At 69.7% G+C, this 17,737-nt stretch carries 15 protein-coding genes; 7 read left to right on the top strand and 8 right to left on the bottom strand.

Features of this window, described 5'->3' with window-relative positions; genetic code table 11:
- Positions 1-60: 60 nt before the first annotated feature.
- The 3 genes from NM1_RS32020 to NM1_RS32030 are packed head-to-tail and all read right to left on the bottom strand — an operon-like array spanning position 61 to position 4,250.
- The gene (locus tag NM1_RS32020; RefSeq protein ID WP_068028608.1) at positions 61-1,191 is read right to left on the bottom strand and encodes an ABC transporter permease; all 1,131 of its coding nucleotides are present in this window, start codon (positions 1,189-1,191) and stop codon (positions 61-63) included.
- On the bottom strand, positions 1,188-2,789 hold the full coding sequence (locus NM1_RS32025) for a sugar ABC transporter ATP-binding protein (RefSeq protein WP_068028610.1): 1,602 nt from the start codon (positions 2,787-2,789) through the stop codon (positions 1,188-1,190). Before NM1_RS32025 ends, NM1_RS32020 begins: the two co-directional genes overlap by 4 nt.
- 45 nt (positions 2,790-2,834) lie before the next feature.
- Positions 2,835-4,250 (bottom strand): L-fucose/L-arabinose isomerase family protein, encoded by a 1,416-nt coding sequence (locus tag NM1_RS32030; protein ID WP_068028613.1) that lies wholly within the window; start codon positions 4,248-4,250, stop codon positions 2,835-2,837.
- 134 nt (positions 4,251-4,384) lie between these two features.
- Between NM1_RS32030 and NM1_RS32035 the strand changes: the two genes are divergently transcribed.
- The gene (locus NM1_RS32035) at positions 4,385-5,392 is read left to right on the top strand and encodes a LacI family DNA-binding transcriptional regulator (RefSeq protein ID WP_068028616.1); all 1,008 of its coding nucleotides are present in this window, start codon (positions 4,385-4,387) and stop codon (positions 5,390-5,392) included.
- A 37-nt stretch (positions 5,393-5,429) separates the two neighbouring features.
- Entirely contained in the window at positions 5,430-6,617 is a 1,188-nt protein-coding gene (locus tag NM1_RS32040; protein WP_068028619.1) for a pyridoxal phosphate-dependent aminotransferase, read from the top strand.
- Between the two features lie 11 nt (positions 6,618-6,628).
- Here NM1_RS32040 and NM1_RS32045 read toward each other — a convergent pair whose 3' ends face one another.
- The 4 genes from NM1_RS32045 to NM1_RS32060 all read right to left on the bottom strand — a co-directional run bounded on the left by NM1_RS32045 (position 6,629) and on the right by NM1_RS32060 (position 10,319).
- Positions 6,629-7,273, bottom strand: a complete 645-nt coding sequence (locus NM1_RS32045) for a LysE family translocator (RefSeq protein WP_068028656.1) — start codon at positions 7,271-7,273, stop codon at positions 6,629-6,631.
- Between the two features lie 181 nt (positions 7,274-7,454).
- On the bottom strand, positions 7,455-8,558 hold the full coding sequence (locus NM1_RS32050; RefSeq protein WP_068028622.1) for a 3-deoxy-7-phosphoheptulonate synthase: 1,104 nt from the start codon (positions 8,556-8,558) through the stop codon (positions 7,455-7,457).
- A 289-nt stretch (positions 8,559-8,847) separates the two neighbouring features.
- Positions 8,848-9,321, bottom strand: coding sequence for a carboxymuconolactone decarboxylase family protein (locus NM1_RS32055; protein ID WP_068028624.1), 474 nt, complete (start codon positions 9,319-9,321; stop codon positions 8,848-8,850).
- A 116-nt stretch (positions 9,322-9,437) separates the two neighbouring features.
- Positions 9,438-10,319, bottom strand: coding sequence for an oxidoreductase (locus NM1_RS32060; protein WP_068028627.1), 882 nt, complete (start codon positions 10,317-10,319; stop codon positions 9,438-9,440).
- 166 nt (positions 10,320-10,485) lie between these two features.
- On the opposite strand from NM1_RS32060, the gene NM1_RS42690 reads away from it, so the two are divergent.
- The 3 genes from NM1_RS42690 (at position 10,486) to NM1_RS32070 (ending at position 12,988) form a co-directional block, all read left to right on the top strand.
- Positions 10,486-10,650 (top strand): DUF5993 family protein, encoded by a 165-nt coding sequence (locus tag NM1_RS42690; protein ID WP_114699861.1) that lies wholly within the window; start codon positions 10,486-10,488, stop codon positions 10,648-10,650.
- Entirely contained in the window at positions 10,647-11,288 is a 642-nt protein-coding gene (locus NM1_RS32065; RefSeq protein WP_068028629.1) for a disulfide bond formation protein B, read from the top strand. The genes NM1_RS42690 and NM1_RS32065 overlap by 4 nt, the downstream gene beginning before the upstream one ends.
- A gap of 86 nt (positions 11,289-11,374) precedes the next feature.
- Complete coding sequence (locus NM1_RS32070; RefSeq protein ID WP_068028632.1) at positions 11,375-12,988, top strand: (2,3-dihydroxybenzoyl)adenylate synthase; 1,614 nt, start codon at positions 11,375-11,377, stop codon at positions 12,986-12,988.
- 95 nt (positions 12,989-13,083) lie between these two features.
- Here the strand turns inward: NM1_RS32070 and NM1_RS32075 are convergent, their stop codons facing one another.
- Positions 13,084-14,439, bottom strand: coding sequence for a salicylate synthase (locus tag NM1_RS32075; RefSeq protein WP_307719346.1), 1,356 nt, complete (start codon positions 14,437-14,439; stop codon positions 13,084-13,086).
- Between the two features lie 161 nt (positions 14,440-14,600).
- On the opposite strand from NM1_RS32075, the gene NM1_RS32080 reads away from it, so the two are divergent.
- Complete coding sequence (locus NM1_RS32080; RefSeq protein WP_068028660.1) at positions 14,601-16,985, top strand: glycerol-3-phosphate 1-O-acyltransferase; 2,385 nt, start codon at positions 14,601-14,603, stop codon at positions 16,983-16,985.
- The coding region (locus NM1_RS32085) for an HAD family hydrolase (RefSeq protein ID WP_157124045.1) at positions 16,982-17,737 on the top strand (756 nt) is incomplete at its 3' end. The genes NM1_RS32080 and NM1_RS32085, both read left to right, overlap by 4 nt.

Genomic DNA, 17,737 nt, shown 5'->3' on the forward strand with positions numbered 1-17,737 from the left:
GTGACTCCTGGTGATTCCTAGGGTTCCGGCCGGGCGAAAGGGGCCGGACGACGGGCGGCATCAGGCGCCGCCGGACGAACGCGGGCGGGGCAGCCGGGACGGCAGGTCACGCAGGCTGCGGAAGAAGCCGGGCCGCTGCAGCACCACGGCGATCACGACGATCAGGCCCTTGATGATCAGCTGCGCGTTGGACCCCACGGCATTGAGCCCGAGCACGTTGTCGAGCAGCGTCAGGATCAGCGCCCCGATGAAGGTGCCGGTGATGGTGCCCTTGCCGCCCGCCAGGCTGGCGCCGCCGATCACCGCGGCCGCGATGGCATCCAGCTCGTACCCGGTTCCGGCCAGCGGGTCGGCCGAGGCGCTGTAGGCGGCGTCGATCGATCCGGCGAATCCGGCCAGCATCCCCGACAGTGTGAACACCGCGACGATGACCAGCGTGACATTGATCCCGGAAAGCCTTGCCGCCGTGGGATTTCCACCGACCGCGTAGATGTGACGGCCGAACCGGGTCTTGGCCAGCACGAGCTGGAAGACGATGCAGACCACGACGAAAGCCACCACGGGATAGGCGATTCCGGCCGTCCCGAATCCGGGCAGCCAGGTGCCCTGGAACAGGGTGTGCCCGGGCGTGCCGAGCAGCGCGAACTGCGACGCCTCCGGAGTCAGGCGCCCGGCATCGTCCAGCACCGCGGTCCCGACCGCGACGTTGTCGGATATCTGCCGGTCTATCCCGCGCACGATCGAGAGCATCGCCAGCGTCATCACGAACGACTGGATGTGCAGCACCGTGGTGCCGAGGCCGTTGCACAGCCCGAAGAACGCGCCGACCAGGGCGCACGCGGGCACGATCAGCCACGGCGTGAGCTCCTGGTTCACCAGCAGCATGGCGGCGGTCATCGACCCGATGCCGAGCACCGACCCGACGGACAGATCGATTCCGGCGGTGAGGATTACGAGCGTGACCCCAACCGCGAGAATCCCGCGCGAGGAGAACGCCGCGATCGCATTGGTGAGGTTCTCCTGATTCCAGAAGTACTGACCCTTGGTGACGATGCCGAACCCGATCACCAGCAGCAGGCCGATATACCCCTGCGCCGCACCGAGATACGGCAGCAGTCGGGTCAGCCGCAGCCGGATCCGGGCCGCGGCGGACTGCGGTTCGTCGGACGGGTTCGCGGTCGGGAGTGTCATCGAAGATCCTGTGTCGCAGTGCCGTTCGGTGGCCGGGTGGCGGGCGCGCGGGCCATCGCCGCGGCCAGGATCGCCTCCTGGTCGAAGGGGGCGCCGCGGGCGGGGTCGCGGTGGAATTCGCCGGTGACGCGGCCCTCGCAGAGCACCAGGATGCGGTCGCACATGCCGATCAGCTCGGGTAGTTCGGACGACACCGCGAGGATGGCCGCGCCGCGCCGGGCCAGCTGGTCCATCAGCGCGTGGACCTCCGCCTTCGCACCCACGTCTATGCCGCGGGTCGGCTCGTCCATCAGCAGCACCGACGGCTTGGTCAGCAGGCACTTGGCCAGCACGACCTTCTGCTGATTGCCGCCGGACAGGGTCGAGACGGCGACGGTCGCCGAGGCGGCCCGCACCCGCAGCTCGGCCAGCTGCGCCCCGACCTCGGCCCGCTCGCGGCGGGCGTCGACCGTGCGCCACGGCCGCAGATAGCGCCGTAGCGCGGCCAGGGAGGCGTTGAACCGCACGGTATTTCCCAGCACCAGGCTCTGCGCCTTGCGGTCCTCGGCGACGAGCGCGAACCCGCGGGAGATCGCATGGCGCGGGGTGCGCGGCCGGTACCGCACACCGTTCACCCGGATCGTGCCGCCGACGCCGACGGCCGCGCCGTACAGCGCCTCGAGCACCTCGCTGCGCCCGGCGCCCATCAATCCGGCCAACCCCACGATCTCGCCCTCGGCCACATCGAACGAAATATCCTGCAGGGCAACGGTGTCCGAATCGCGCGCGGGGGTGGTCGACAACCCCTCGACCTGCAGCCGGGGGCGCCCACCCGCGTGTTGCTCGGCCCGGCGCGGGAACAGCTCGTCCAGCGGGCGGCCGACCATCAGACCGATGAGTTCGGCGCGGCCGGTGGACCGCATCGGACGCGCGCCGACATGCGCGCCGTCACGCAGCACCACCACCGTGTCGGCGATCTGCTCGAGCTCCTCGATCCGGTGCGAGATGTACACGACCCCGACACCCTGGCCGGTCAGCGTGCGAATCACCGCGAACAGACGCTGCGTCTCGGCCTCGGCCAGCGCCGAGGTGGGCTCGTCCATCACGAGCACCCGGAGCCGGTGGTTGAGCGCCTTGGCGACCTCGATGAGCTGCTGTTCGGCCAGGCGGCACTGCCGCACCAAGCGGCGCGGCGGCAGCCGCAGGCCGATCCGTGCGAGCAGTTCGCGCGTGCGGGCATCCATCGTCCGGCGATCCAATGTGCCTCGCGCGGTGCGTAATTCCTGGCCGAGGAAGATGTTGTCGGCGATCGACAACTCGGGCACCAGGTTCAATTCCTGGTGGATCATCGCCACGCCGTGCCGGGCCGCGTCCTTCGGGGAGCGCAGATGCACCGGGCTGCCGTCGATTTCGATGCGACCGGCATCGGGGAGGTGCACCCCGGCCAGCACGTTCATCAGGGTCGACTTGCCGGCGCCGTTCTCACCGAGCAGCGCCAGTACCTCGCCGCTGTTCAGCGACAGCTCCACGCCGCGCAGGGCGCGCACACCGGGGAATTCCTTGACGATGCCGCCCATGGTGAGCAGCACCGGGCGTTCCTCGGTTTCGGTGCCGGTCATCGGATCCTCGCAAATCCACTACTGCCTCGCGCACTGCCGCCCCGCTCAGGCCGCGTCGCCGAACCCGTCGTAGTCGACACCCAGCAGCTCGCACACCGCGCGCAGTTCGGCGACATGCTCCCCCGGAATGGCGTGAATATGGTTGGCGCCGAAGCGGTTCAGGAACTCTGCGGCGTCCACGTGCAGCCGTGCGAAGGCATGCGGCCACTCGAACGTCGACATCCGCATCATCGCCTCGTTCGTCGCGGCGTCGTAGTTTTCGAATTCACCGCGCATGACCTGCATGCGGTAGCGGCCGTCGAGGCGGGTGAGCCGGGCCAGTGTGAACGCCCCCGGCGCGGCCAGGTGATGCACCGAGGCGCCGCCCGCCGGGAAGAAGAACACCTCGGGATAGAAGTGCGTCTTGGCCAGATTCTCCAGCGGGTCGTCGGAGCGGGCGGCGAACCAGGTGGCGTGCTGGCCGGAATTGCACAGGTCCCAGACGTCCTTGTCGGCGTGGTAGTGCCGGACGTCGGCGAACAGCACCGGCGTGCCGGACAGGCCCTTGAGCAGTTGCATCGTCAGCGCCGCATCCATATCGGATTCGGTCGAGGTGACGTGGGTGGGCTTGGGGCCGTCCCAGTCGTACGGGTCGTTGAGGAAGGCCTCGGTGATATCCATCGTGGCGAAGTGGTTGGTCAGCTCGGGCTGGCCCTTGATGCCGGAGAAGTCCAGGCGCCACTCGTCGATGAGCTCTCGCATCGCGTAGTAGGAGCGGATCTGGCGCTCCAGCGTCTCGGGTGTGAGGCTCTTGCCGTCGTAATGCACTCCGGCGGCGTTCTTTTCGAGCCACTCCCGGGCCCCGCCGACCCGGCTCGCTTCCACCAGGTCGCTGCGGCGCACCAGTTCCCACTGGTCGATCTCCTCGACGTCGACGCCGAAGGTGCGCATCCACTGATCGGTATTGGCGACCGCGGTGTACATGCCCATCGGGCGACCGCCGATGCGGCCGAAGGTCGACCCGCGCAGCGTCTGCGTGGCGGCGGCCGCGCGGACCTGCGTCAGGATCCGCTGCAGGGTAGCCGGATCGCCGATATCACCCCACGCACGGGTGTGGCGGCGGCCGATCTGGTCCAGAGCGCCACCGGCCGCGAGCATTCCGACCATGCCCGGCTGCACCGGGTCCAGCCCGCCGAGCAGCAGCAGCGGCCCGCTGGTGGCCTCGGCGGCGAGCATCGTGAAATGCGGGAAAGCCCATACGGCGTAATGGAAGACGGTCAGGTCGACGCGCTGATCGGCCAGCCACCGGGCCTGGCTGGTGGCCAGCGCGTTGGTGCTCACCGTCTCGGCGACGACGACCTCGTGTCCGGCCTCGCGCAGCGCACCGGCCACGGTCGCCGACGACTGTGCGATGAATTCGGTGATGCCCTGGTGTACGAAGTCGCGTCCGTCGGACATCGACAGCAATCCGATGCGAGCCATTTCGGCCTCCTCGCCCCCTCGGTGAGGTGACCCACCCGAGTGTGACATGGATCTCAGAAAACGATTTCCCGCTACCATAGGTTCGTCGGGTCGGGCCGGTCAAGGCCGGGTTTCCGACCGGAAGGCGGTGGTGCATGGCGGTGACGATCCGCGACGTCGCGGCGCTCGCCGGCGTCTCCGCGGCCACCGTGTCCCGGGTTCTCAACGGCGATCCGCGCGTCGCCGAGGATTTACGCGGACGCGTCGATACCGCCGTGGCGAAGCTGGGCTACCGGCCCAACAGCCAGGCCCGGTCGCTGCGCACCCGGGCGACGAAGGTGCTGGGCCTGATCATCGCCGATATCCAGAACCCGTTCTTCACCGCGCTGGCTCGCGGGGTGGAGGATGCGGCGAGCGAGCGCGATTACTCGGTGGTGCTGGCCAATTCGGACGAGAGCCTGGACAAGGAGCAGCGCTATCTGGAGGTCGCCGCGGCCGAGCGCATGGCGGGGGTGATCCTGGCCCCGTCGTCCACCACGGCCAGTCGCATCGACACGCTCACGGAGCGCGGCATCCCCGTGGTGGCCATCGATCGGCGGCTGCGCCGGGCCGATATCGACAGCGTCACCGTGAACAACCAGAAGGCCGCGCAGCAGGCCGTGGACCACCTCGTCGCCGCCGGGGCCCGGCGCATCGCGATGATCACGGGGCCCGCGGATGCCTCGACGGCGACCAGCCGCCTGGCGGGCTACCGCGCCGCGCTCCGCGCCGCCGGACTGCGCCCCGACCCGGCCCTCGAGGCGCGCGGCGACTACCGCATCGAGGGCGGACGCACCGCGGCCCGTACCCTGCTGGCCCGCCCCGACCGCCCCGACGGCCTGTTCGTCGGCAACAACCTGATGATGGTCGGCGCCCTGGAGGCCCTGACCCAGGCGGGCGTGGCCTTCCCCGACGACCTGCTGCTGGCCGGATTCGACGAGATGAGCTGGCCCGGCTTCGCCCCACCGATCACCCTCGTGGAACAGCCCAGCTACGAAATCGGCCGCCGCGCAACCGAACTCCTCCTCCGCCGCGTCTCCGGCGACCGCTTCCCACCCCAGCGCCTCGTCCTCCCCGCCCACCTCCGCCCCCGCGCCAGCACCCACCGCCCCGCCGTAGCCTGACCCCTGCCCGCACCCCGCGCAGGTTACGTTGGTGCGCATGGAGGAGACACCGACCGTTGCTCGCCTGCGCCCGTTCGGGGCGACGATCTTTGCCGAGATGACCGAGCTCGCCGTGAAGCACGGGGCGGTCAATCTCGGACAGGGATTTCCGGATACCGACGGGCCCGCGGCCGTGCTGGAGGCGGCCCGCCGGGCCATCGCCGACGGCGTCAATCAGTACCCGCCCGGGCGCGGCATGCCGGTGCTGCGGCGGGCGATCGCGGCGGATCGGGCGCGGCGCTACGGCACCGACTACGACCCGGACAGCCAGGTGCTGGTGACCGTGGGCGCCACCGAGGCGATCGCGGCCTCGATCCTGGGGCTGGTGGAGCCGGGCGAGGAAGTGGTGCTGATCGAGCCGTACTACGACTCCTACGCCGCGGCGGTCGCCCTGGCCGGGGCAACGCGGCGGACCGCCCGGCTGGTCCCCGACGGCACCGGATTCGCCCTCGACATCGACAGTCTGCGCGCCGCCATCACACCGAAAACCCGTATGCTGCTGCTGAATTCGCCGCACAACCCGACCGGCACCGTACTCGGCCGCGGCGACCTGCAGGCCATCGCCGAACTGGTCCGCGAACACGACCTGCTGGTGGTGACCGACGAGGTCTACGAGCACCTGACCTTCGACGGACACGAGCACATCAGCATCGCGACGCTGCCCGGCATGTTCGAGCGGACCGTCGTAATATCCAGTGCAGCAAAGACTTTCAGCGTCACCGGCTGGAAGATCGGTTGGGCGTGCGGCCCCGCCCCGCTGATCGACGGCGTACTCGCGGCCAAGCAGTTCCTCACCTTCGTCGGCGGTGGACCCTTCCAGCCCGCCGTCGCCCACGCCCTCGAACACGAGATGCCCTGGGTGGCGACATTGCGCGATTCGCTGTCGGAGAAGCGAATCCTGCTGTCACAGGCGCTGTCCGACGCCGGATTCGATGTGAAGCGAAGTGACGGAACCTATTTCGTTTGCGCCGACATCTCCGGTCTGACCGACCACGACGCCCACACCTTCTGCCTCGAGCTCCCCGAGCGCCTGGGCGTCGCGGCCGTCCCCCTGAGCGTCTTCGCCGACGACAAGGATTCCTGGAACCGCATGGTGCGCTTCGCCTTCTGCAAACAGGACGACACCCTCACCGAGGCGGTCCGCCGCCTCCACACCGCCCATCCCGCACAGTCGACGACCCTCTGACTCGAAGGTGGTCAGGCAGGGGTCGGGCGGGCGCGGTCGGTGGCGAGGAGGACGGCGATCGCGCCGAGCATGGTTCCGGTGACCCAGCGCTGGGCCCGCATCCAAAGCGGGCGGCCGCCGAGGAAGGCCGCGATGGCGCCGGAGCCGAGCACGATCAATCCGTTCACCAGCAGCGCGACCGTGATCTGCACCGCGCCCAGCGACAGGCTCTGCAGCCAGACCTGCCCGCGCGCGGGCACCACGAACTGTGGAATCAGCGCCATGTACATGATCGCGATCTTCGGATTGAGCAGATTGGTGACCAGCCCCATGGTGAACAGCCGCCTGGCGGGATCGGCGGGGAGTTCGGACGGCGTGAAGGCCGAGATCCCGCCGGGCCGCAGCGTTTTCCACGCCAGCCAGCCGAGATAGGCCGCACCGGCGAGCTTCACCGTCAGATACAGGCCCGGCACCACCGCGAAGATCGCCGTGATCCCCACCGCGATCGCCACCAGGTAGACCAGGAACCCGACCGCGACCCCGGCCAGCGAGACGAATCCGGCGCGGCGCCCCTGGGAAACCGTCCGCGACACCAGGTACACCATGTTCGGGCCGGGCGTGAGCACCAGCCCGAGCGCGGCCGCCGCCACGCCTGCCACCGCGGTCATCTCGATCATGACGCCCATGCTGCTACGCCCCGTCCGCGACTGTCACGAGCCAGTTCGCAACCGGTGGACCGCTGACCCCGGTCACCGAACCCACGCACCCCGTGCGTGTTCCCGCACCCGCTACAGGGTCGTGCAAGCGGTGCGGGAACACGCACGGGGTGCGAGAAGGGTGGGGCGCTAGCGATTTGCGTCAGCCGCGGCGGGTGGTGATGGCGTCGGCGAGGCGGTCGAGTTGGGTGGCGGTGGTGTCCCAGTCGAGGCAGGCGTCGGTGATGGACCGGCCGTAGGCCAGGTCGGCGGCGCGGCCGAGGGTGAGGTCCTGCCGACCGGCGGCGAGGAAGCTCTCCATCATGAGCCCGACGACGCTGCGGTCCCCGGCGGCGAGCCGCTCGGAGATATCGGTGACGACGTCGACCTGCTTGGTGTGGTCCTTGTTGCTGTTGCCGTGGCTCGCGTCCACCACGACCCGCTGCGGCAGCGACGCCTTCTCGAGGCGGATGCACGCCTCGGCCACCGAGGCCGCGTCGTAGTTGGGGCCGGTGCTGCCGCCGCGCAGGATCACGTGGCAGTCCGGGTTGCCGACGGTGCGGATCAGCGCGGAACGCCCGTCCAGGCCGGTGCCCGGGAAGACGTGGCTGGCCGCGGCGGCGCGCACGCCGTCGACGGCCACCTGCACATCGCCGTCGGTGCCGTTCTTGATGCCGACCGGCATCGACAGCGCGCTGGCCAGCTGCCGATGCACCTGGCTGGCGGCGGTGCGGGCACCGATCGCACCGTAGGAGACCAGGTCGGCGATGTACTGCGGGGTGATCGGATCGAGGAATTCGCACGCCACCGGCAGGCCCAGCGCGGTGATGTCCACCAGCAGCCGACGCCCGAGGCCGAGACCCGTGTTGATGTCGAAGGTTCCGTCCAGATGCGGATCGTTGATCAAGCCCTTCCACCCGAGCGTGGTGCGCGGCTTCTCGAAGTACACCCGCATCACCACGTGCAGCCGATCCGACACCTCGGCGGCCTTGGCGGCCAGTCGCCGTGCGTAGTCCATCGCGGCCTCGGGATCGTGCACCGAGCACGGCCCGACGATCACCATCAGGCGGTCGTCGGTGCCGTTCAGCACGTCGACGGTGGCCTTGCGGCCGGCGCGCACGGTCTCGGCGAGCGCCTCGTCGATCGGGTGGTCACGCCGCACGTCGGCGGGCGACAGCAGCGGGCTGATGCTCAGGGTGCGCTGATCGTCGAGATCCGCGACGGTCCCGGGTTTCGAGGGCGCATCGGCATCGGCTGCGTGTGTCATCGTGGGTTCCTTTTCTCAGGTCGACCCACCGAGAGAAGTTCCCGTCGAGCCGACTTGGTCGTCCGGCTCGGGGTGGGAGAAGGTCAGCGCGGTTCACCGACCGGCCCACCCGGGGCCGGCTTCGTAAACCAGAAATACGCGCGCTGCACGATCGCGACTGTACCAGCCGATGTCGCGGGCCTGAACAGATGCCCGACCGCCCGTGAGGACCGCCACATCCGGTACCGACAGCATGCGAGCCCGGCTCGGATCGAGAGATCCTGCGCCGGGCTCGAATTCGCCTGGGCTCCTATCCGAACATCCCCGGCTCGTAGCTGCCCGCCGGCATACGCGAGATCACGTTCAGCCGGTTGTAGGCGTTGATCAGCGCGATCAGGGAGATCAGCGCGGCGATCTGATCGTCGTCGTAGTGCTTGCGCACCAGCTCCCAGGTCTCGTCGCCGACGCCGTGGTGAGCGTCGGCGAGGCGGGTGCCCTCCTCGGTGAGCGCGAGCGCGGCCCGCTCCGCGTCGGTGAACACGGTGGCCTCGCGCCAAGCGGCGACCAGGTTGAGCCGCACCTGGGTCTCGCCCGCGGCCAGCGCGTCCTTGGAGTGCATATCGGTGCAGAATCCGCAGCCGTTGATCTGGCTGGCGCGCAGCTTCACCAGTTCCTGGGTGGCGGGCGGCAGGGTCGACTGGTCGACCACCAGTCCGACATTGCCGACTCGCTTGACGACCTTCGCGCCGATCTCGTTGGCGTACAGGTTGAATCGGGGTTCCATCGCAGTCTCCTGACCTCGGGCCGCGGGGCGCGGCGTCCGTATGTAAAGGCGACGGCATGGCGCCCCGAGCTGTGACAGAGACGGAATGTGACGTGCGTCACATGCGACAGGTAAGCTCAGCGACGGGAGAAAGGATAGGTGACCTTGGTCAGCTGTTCGGACAGCTCCCACAGTCGCCGCGCGGTGACTTCGTCGCGGGAGGCCGACGACGATCCGCTGCGACCCGGGTATCCACGCAGTCCGCGCATGCCGGTGGGGCCGTAGAACGCGCCCGGCTCGATCTCGGCGGTGGCGGCGAACAGCGTTGGCAGCGCGCCCATCTCGGCGCTCTGAGCGAGCACCCGATTGCCCACCGCCATGATCCGGTCCAGGAACGATTCGGTGTGCGACTGCAATTCCGTTGCGGCGTAACCGGGATGGGCCGCCACCGACACCTTGGTCGAACCGGCCGCGGTGAGCCGCCGCTGCAGTTCGTAGGCGAACATCAGATTCGCCAGCTTCGACTGGCCGTACGCCTGCCAGCGTTCGTACCGGCGACGCTCCCAGTTCAGGTCGTTCAGATCGATCTTTCCGATCACGTGCGCGCCGCTGGAGACCGTGACGATCCGGTCGGCGACCTTGTCCAGCAGCAGGCCGGTCAGCGCGAAATGCCCGAGATGGTTTGTGCCGATCTGCATTTCGAAGCCCTCGGCGGTGCGGCGCAGGGGCACCGCCATCACACCGGCGTTGTTGATCAGCACGTCGGCGCGCTCGACCGACTCGGCGAATTGCCGGACCGACGCCAGATCGGCCAGGTCCAGGCGGCGCACCTGCGCCCGCTCGCCGATCGAGTTCGCCACCGCGCGGGCCTTCACCTCGTCGCGGCAGGCCATGATCACCTGCGCACCGGCCGCGGTCAGCGCCCGCGTGGTCACCGCACCGAGCCCACTGTTGGCGCCGGTGACGATGAACGTGCGACCGCTCTGATCGGGGATGTCCGAAGTGTCCCAACCTGTCACGAGGACGAGTCTAGAGCGGTGACGGCCCGCCGTCTCCCGCCCCGGCACACGCAACCGTTCGGCAGGAATTAGCCGCCGATTCGCCTCGGTCACGAGACGTCCCGAAAACGGCGTGTCCGGGCTCGAATGAACGCTTCGTACCACCGGCGACGGTACGGTCCGCGGTATGGACACGATCATCTTCGCGGGTTTGCTCGCGGTGGTGGTGATGCTCTACCGGCAGCGGTCGCGCCGCTTGGTGCTGGCCGGGTGGTGGATCGCGCTCGTCCTCACCCTCATCCTGCTGCGGCACCACATCACCAGCTCCCTCGGACTGGGGCTCACCTGGTGACCGCCACGACCGACGACACGACACCGGCCGCCGCCGGGCGCAGGGCCTGGCTCGGACAGCTGCAGTACTGGCTCGCGGTCATCTTCGTCGTGGGCTGGACCGGCGTTGTCTGCGGCGGCCTCGGCACCCAGTTCATCGGCTGGGAGTACCCGTGCCCGCTGTGCATGATCCAGCGGATGTTCATGCTGCTGGCCGCGCTCGGCGGCGCCTACATCGTGCGCCGGGGCATGACCGGCGCCATTCACGCCCGCGACTACATGACGGGCTGGGGCCTGTCGATAGTCGCCTGCGTGGGCGGCGGATTCACGTCCTGGCGGCAGACGATGCTGCACATCCTGCCCGGCGATCCCGGATACGGCGGCCCGGTGCTGGGCCTGCACCTGTACGTGTGGGCGTGGATTCTGTTCGTCGCCGCCATCGCGACCGCCGGTGTGCTGCTGTGCTTTTCCGACGAGACCGCCGCCCACACCATCCCGGACCGCCCGCACCGGCTGATCGGCGCGATCGCGATCTGGTTCCTGGCCGTCGTCATCGCGATCAACCTGGTCGCCGTCTTCCTGGAAGAGGGCTTCCACTGGTTCCTGCCCGACGATCCGGAGCGGTACCAGTTCTTCTACGACCTGCACATTCTGAGCTGACCGGCAACAGCCTCACACCGTAATATAGGGTTGCCTAACCTATATAACAGCGACCCGAGTACCACCGTGAGCGTGAGGCAGCACCGATGACAGCGACACCCACCAGGAATCACCGCGACGGCTTCGTGCCCATGCCGGACGAGTTCGCCGAGACCTATCGCGCCGCCGGGTACTGGACGGGACAGCCGCTGGGAGAACTGCTGCGCGCGGCGGCGCGGCAGTGGCCCGAACGCCCGGCGCTGCACATCGGCGGCGGCACCCGCACCTACGCGGAACTGGACGCCGAGGCGGATCGCATGGCGTACGGCTTTGCGGCGCTGGGCATCACGCCCGGCGACCGGGTGGTGGTACAACTGCCGAACGTGCCCGAATTCGTCCCCGTGTTGTTCGGGCTGCTGCGCGCCGGTGCCATCGCGGTGCTGACGCTGCCCGCGCACCGCCGCGCCGAGATCGAGCATCTCACCGAATTGTCCGGTGCCGTGGCGTATATCGTCGCCGACCAGGCGGGCGACTTCGACTATCGCGCGCTGGCGGCCACGGTCGCCGAACAGGTGCCGACCCTGCGGCACGTGCTGGTACTGGGCGAGGCCGGACCCTTCACCGACCTGAATTCGATTCCCCGCGACCACGGTTCGCTGCCCGAACCGGATCCGAGCGATATCGCCCTGATGCTGGTGTCCGGCGGCACCACCGGCCTGCCCAAGCTGATCGCCCGCACCCACGACGACTACGCCTACAACGCCCGCGCCTCCGCCGAGGTCTGCGCGCTGGGTCCCGACGACGTGTACCTGGCGAGCCTGCCTGCGGCGCACAACTTTCCGCTGGCGTGCCCCGGCATCCTGGGCGTCATCGCGACCGGCGGATCGATCGCCTTCACCGCCGATCCGAGCCCGGAGACCGCCTTCGCCGCCATCGAACACCACCGGGTGACAGTGACCGCCGTGGTGCCGCCGCTGGCGCAACTGTGGTGCGCCGCAACCGAATGGGAGTCCGCCGACCTGTCCTCGCTGCGGCTGCTGCAGGTCGGCGGGGCGCGGCTGGCGGAGGTCAACGCCCGCGACGTGGAACCCGCCCTGGGCGTGCGGTTGCAGCAGGTGTTCGGCATGGCCGAGGGCCTGCTCAACTACACCCGCCTCGACGACGGCATCGACCTGGTCTGCACCAGCCAGGGCCGTCCACTCTCCCCCGCCGACGAGGTCCGCGTGGTCGACGGCGACGGCAACGACGTGCCCGAGGGCGAGGAGGGCGAACTGCTCACCCGCGGCCCCTACACCATCCGCGGCTATTACCGTGCGCCGGAACATAATTCCCGCGCCTTCACCCCCGACGGCTACTACCGCAGCGGTGATCTGGTGCGACGGCTGCCCAGCGGGCACCTGGTCGTCTCCGGCCGGATCAAGGACGTGATCAATCGCGGCGGCGAGAACGTCTCCTGCGACGAACTCGAGGAGCACCTGCTCGCCCACCCGGCCGTCCGCCACGCCGCCGCGGTCGGCCTGCCCGATCCCGTGCTCGGCGAAAAGGTCTGCGCCATCCTCGTCGTGGACGGCGATCTGCCCACCCTCGCCGAGATCAAGCAGTTCCTCACCGACCGCGGCCTGGCCACCTACAAGCTCCCCGACGTACTGCGCCAGGCCGACACCCTCCCCGTCACGGCCGTCGGCAAGATCGACAAGAAGGCCCTCCGCGCCCAGGGCTGAACGACCCGGCTGAGCGACCCCTTGGCCCTCGCCCCCGGTTGAGCGACCCGATGGCCCTCGTCCCCGGCTCCAGGGACGAGGGCCACCCGACGAGGTCAGGCCTCCACGACGTACGGCGCTACGCTGCCGAGCTTTTCGCAGGTCTCCTCGAATTCCCGGTCGGGCGTGGACTGGCCGACGATGCCCGCTCCCGCGCGCAGCCAGGCGCCGTCGGCGGTCTGGTAGACCGCGCGCAGCACCAGGGTGGCCTCGAGCGCACCGGTGGGCGAAACCGTCACCACCGCACCGGAGTACAGGCCGCGCGGATCGTGATCGAGCCGGAAGACCGCGTCGACGCCGTCCCGCTTCGGAATGCCGGACGCGGTGACGGAGGGGAACAGCATTTCCAGTGCGTCCCAGGAGGTTCGGCCGGGCCCGAGGCGGCCGCGCACGGTGGAGGCCAGATGCTGCACGCTGCCGCGTTCGCGCACGGCCATGAAGTCCGAGACCGCGGTGGTGCCGGGCACCGCGACCGCGGCGATCTCGGCGAACGAGGTCTGCACCGAAATCGCGTGCTCCACGATCTCTTTGGGATCGGAGACGAGATCCGCCCGGGCCGCCCGGTCGGCCTCGGGACCACGCCCGAAGGCCCGGGTCCCCGCCAGCGGTTCGGTGGTCACCACGCGGTCGCCGTCGACGGCGGCCACCAGTTCGGGGCTGAACCCGGCCGCCTCCAGCACGCCCAGGCGCAACAGGAACGACCGCGCGGGCGTGTTGTTCGCCCGGCCGAGCCGATAGGTCGCGGGCACGTCCACCACGAACGGCAGATCCACCTTGCGCGACAGAATCACCTTCTGGTACTTGCCGTCCCGGATCTCGCCGACCGCCTCGGCCACCCGGTTCCGGTAGGCCGTCGGATCGATGGTGATGTCGGCCTGCCGCGGCCGCGGCAACGCGGACCCCTGGGCGGCGGCGACGAGTTCGTGAATGTCGGCGGCCTCGCCCGGCGTGGCACCGGTAACCCGCACGCCGGTCGCGTCGATGCGCACCTCGATGCGCGGAATCATCAGATGCGCCAGCGGGGTGCGCTCCGGCAGGTGCGCGGTCGCCGCCAGCGACCAGGCACAGAACTCGAACCCGATCCAGCCGTAGGTGTTCCGCCCGGACAGCGGCAGCGCCGCCAGTGCCCGATCGATCACCTCGGCCGGGCGACCCGACCACGAGGTGGCCGTGGCGCGCCCGTCCCACGCGACACGCAGTTCGTGCGCATCGAGTTCGACACTGCCGATCGGGTCGGCCGCGAAAACCCACTCACCCGGCCGCTCGTACATGACGTACTCGCCGAAGCGGTCGGCCGCCGCCAGCGCCGCTACCGCCGCGGCCGGATCCTCGACCCCTCGATTCGATGGTGTGGATGTCGCCCCCGGATCGTTTTCATACCCGATCAGCACTCGCTCGTCCGTGGTCGGCACCGTTCCTCCAAGGTTATGCTTACCTTACTTTAACTGGTGAGGTTAGCATTACCTGTCTTGGAAGTCGTTGTGCCGACGGGCACACTCTCCGCCGCAACCTCCTGCGCAAAGGGCTCGAACCGGGCTTCAATGGGGAACGTCACTTGATGAAGGGTTCCCGCATGATCGATGACCGCGCCGATGTTCCGACGGCGACGCCCGAGACCGAACCGAACTCGGTGGTCGCGCTGGTGGATGCCTCCTCGCCGACCGAACGCGAACTGATCGGCGGCTGGCTGGCCGAGGGCGGTATCGCGGCGGAGCTCGGCGTCGACGCGCCGGTGACCCAGATCGACCTCGATGCGGCGCCGGTGGCGGTCCGGCTGGTCGGGCGGCACGACGACCCGCTGGTGGTCCCCGTCCGGGTGCTGTGGCTGCCGCCGGAGCGAGACGGCGTGCGCCGCATCACCTTCGCCGACCTGGCCACCCTGTCCAATCCCCGGAAACCGCACCGGCTCATGCAGCGCCGCCTGATCGCACGGTCGCCGGACCGCCACCTCGTGCTCACCGGGCAGCCCGCCCGGCTCAGCGAGTTGCGCGCGAACAACGCGGCCGTCGCCGGGACCGCGGAACCGTTCGCCCGCGCCATCGTGCGCGCCGGGATCGTGGCGCTGGAGCGGGCCGAGCGCGCCGTCATCGGCGACCGGTACAAGGTGCCCCGGCTGGTCGCCGAGGAGATCCTCGACTCACCGGATTTCCTGCGCCGCCTCGACGCCATCGCCGAACACATCGGAACCGGCCCCCGCGAGGTCTACCGGCGGGCGGAAAAGGCCCTGCAGGAATTGGTGGCGGCGCAGAGCCGCCTGGTGTCGGACCTGTTCACCCAGGCCATGCGCCCGGTGCACGCCTCCACCTGGAAGGTGGACTGCGACCCGACCGGGCTGGCCGCGCTGCGCCGCCTCAACCGCCGCTATCCGCTGGTGTTCCTGCCCTCGCACCGCTCCTACGTGGATGCCTTCGTGCTCGGGGATACGCTGGCCCGCAATGACTTTCCGCCCAATCACGTGATCGGCGGCGCGAACCTGCGGTTCTGGCCGATCGGCCCGATCGCGCGCCGCACCGGAACCGTGTTCATCCGCCGCAGCTTCGGCGACGACGAGGTGTACAAGGCGGTGGTCGAGGAGTATTTCGCCTACCTCTTGGCCAAGCGGTTCAACCTGGAGTGGTACTTCGAGGGCGGCCGCACCCGCACCGGCAAGCTGCGCCCGCCCCGCTACGGCCTGCTGAATTACCTTGCGGCGGCGATCCGCTCGCGCCGCGTCGACGATGTGATGCTGGTCCCCGTGTCGATCACCTACGAGCGGCTCAACGAGCTCGGCGCGATCGCCACCGAGCAGTCCGGTGGCGCCAAAAAGGCCGAGGGCCTGACCTGGCTGGCGCGCTACGTTCGCAGCCAACAGCATTCGGCGGGCCACGTGTACCTGCGGTTCGGCGCCCCGCTGTCGGCGCGGGACCGCCTTGCCGCACACGGTGATCCGCTGGTCCCCGATCCGGGCCCGGGGGCTCCGGCCGATGCGCCCGAGCGTGATCAGGAACGTAAGGCGGTGCAGCGGCTGGCCTTCGAGGTCGCCGTCGGGATCAACGAGGTCACACCGATCACCGTCAACGCCCTGGTCACCCTCGCACTGCTGGGCGTGCACGAGCGCGCACTCACCCTCGGTGAGGTGCGCCGAGTACTGGAACCGGTGCGCGACTACATCCGGCGCAGCGACCTGCCCGGCGGCGAACTCGACACACTGCGTGACGATCACGGGCTGGCGGTCGTGCTGGAGCAGCTGTCGCTGGCGAAGGTGGTGACGGTCTATCGCGGCGGGCTGGAGCCGGTGTACTCGATCGAGGCCGGGGCACATCTCGAGGCGGCGTTCTATCGCAACAGCGCGGTGCACTGGTTCGTCAATCGCGCCATCCTCGAACTCGCCATCCTGGCCGCGGTGGAGGCGCCCGAGGGCGAGCAGCTGCAGGCGGGCTGGGATACCGCCTTCCGGCTGCGCGATCTGCTGAAGTTCGAGTTCTTCTTCCCCGAGCGCGCCGAGTTCGCCGACCGGATGACCGCGGAAATCCAACTGGTGGACAAGGATTGGAAGCAGCGCACCGCCGGCGGCACGGTCGGCGCCGACGTCCTGGCCACGCTGACCGAGACCGGATTCATCATGGCCCATCGGGTCCTGCGCTCGTTCTTCGACGCGCAGCTGGTGGTGGCCGACCGGCTGGCCGCCCGCGACGGCGCGGTGGCGCCGCAGGACCGCAAGCAGTTCATCGACGAATGCCTGGCCGTCGGCCGCCAGATGCTGTTGCAGCAGCGCCTGCACAGTCCCGAATCGGTCTCCTCCGAATTGTTCGCCACCGCACTGAAACTCGCCGACAACCACGGCCTGCTCGACTCGATGTCCGACGGCACGGAACTGGCGGCCCGCCGCCGCGCCTTCGCCGACGAGTTGCGCACGATCGGCGCCCGCATCTCGCGCGCGGCGGCCCTGGACCCGTCGAATCGATTGGAGGTGTCATGACCCAGTGGACGGTCGACGAGGCCGTCGCCGCCATCGGCTCCGGCCCGCAGGGTCCACAGGTCGCCGCGGTCTTCGATTTCGGCGGCACCGTCGTGCACGGCTTCACCCCGCGGTCGGCCCTCCGGCGCCTGCTGCGCCGCCGCGATATCCCGCGGATCCTGGCGGATTCCCTGCTGACCAGCATTCGCGGCGCCCGCGGCGAGGGCGAGTACGAGCGATTCCTGCAGCGCGTCATGCACCTGTGGGCCGGGCGACCGGAGGCCGACCTCACCGAACTCGGGGAGCGGCTGTTCCGCGGCACGATCTACGGCCACCTGTATCCGGAGGCGTGGCGGCTGATCCGCGCGCACGAGGCCGCCGGGCACACCCTCCTCCTGGCGACCTGCCTGACCCGTTTTCAGGTGCTGCCCGCGGCCGCCGAGCTGGGGATCGAGCACGTGCTCTACACCCCCATGGCCGCACAGGACGGCGTGCTCACCGGATATGTGGACGACAAGCCGCTGTGGCGCAGCGGGAAGGCCGACGCGGTGCGCCGCTTCGCGACCGAGCGGCGCCTCGACCTGAGCGACAGCTACGCCTACGCCGACGCCGCCCCGGACCTGCCGCTGCTCGAGCTGGTGGGACGGCCGCGGGCGGTGAATCCGGATCCCCGCATGGCGATCGAGGCGGGCGAACGCGACTGGCCCGAGCTCGGCTTCCGGCCCCGCGCGGCGGCCGGGGCCGGCGATATCGCCCGCACCGCAGCGGGTTTC

It is taken from the genome of Nocardia mexicana NBRC 108244, from assembly GCF_001613165.1.
Lineage (GTDB): Bacteria > Actinomycetota > Actinomycetes > Mycobacteriales > Mycobacteriaceae > Nocardia > Nocardia mexicana.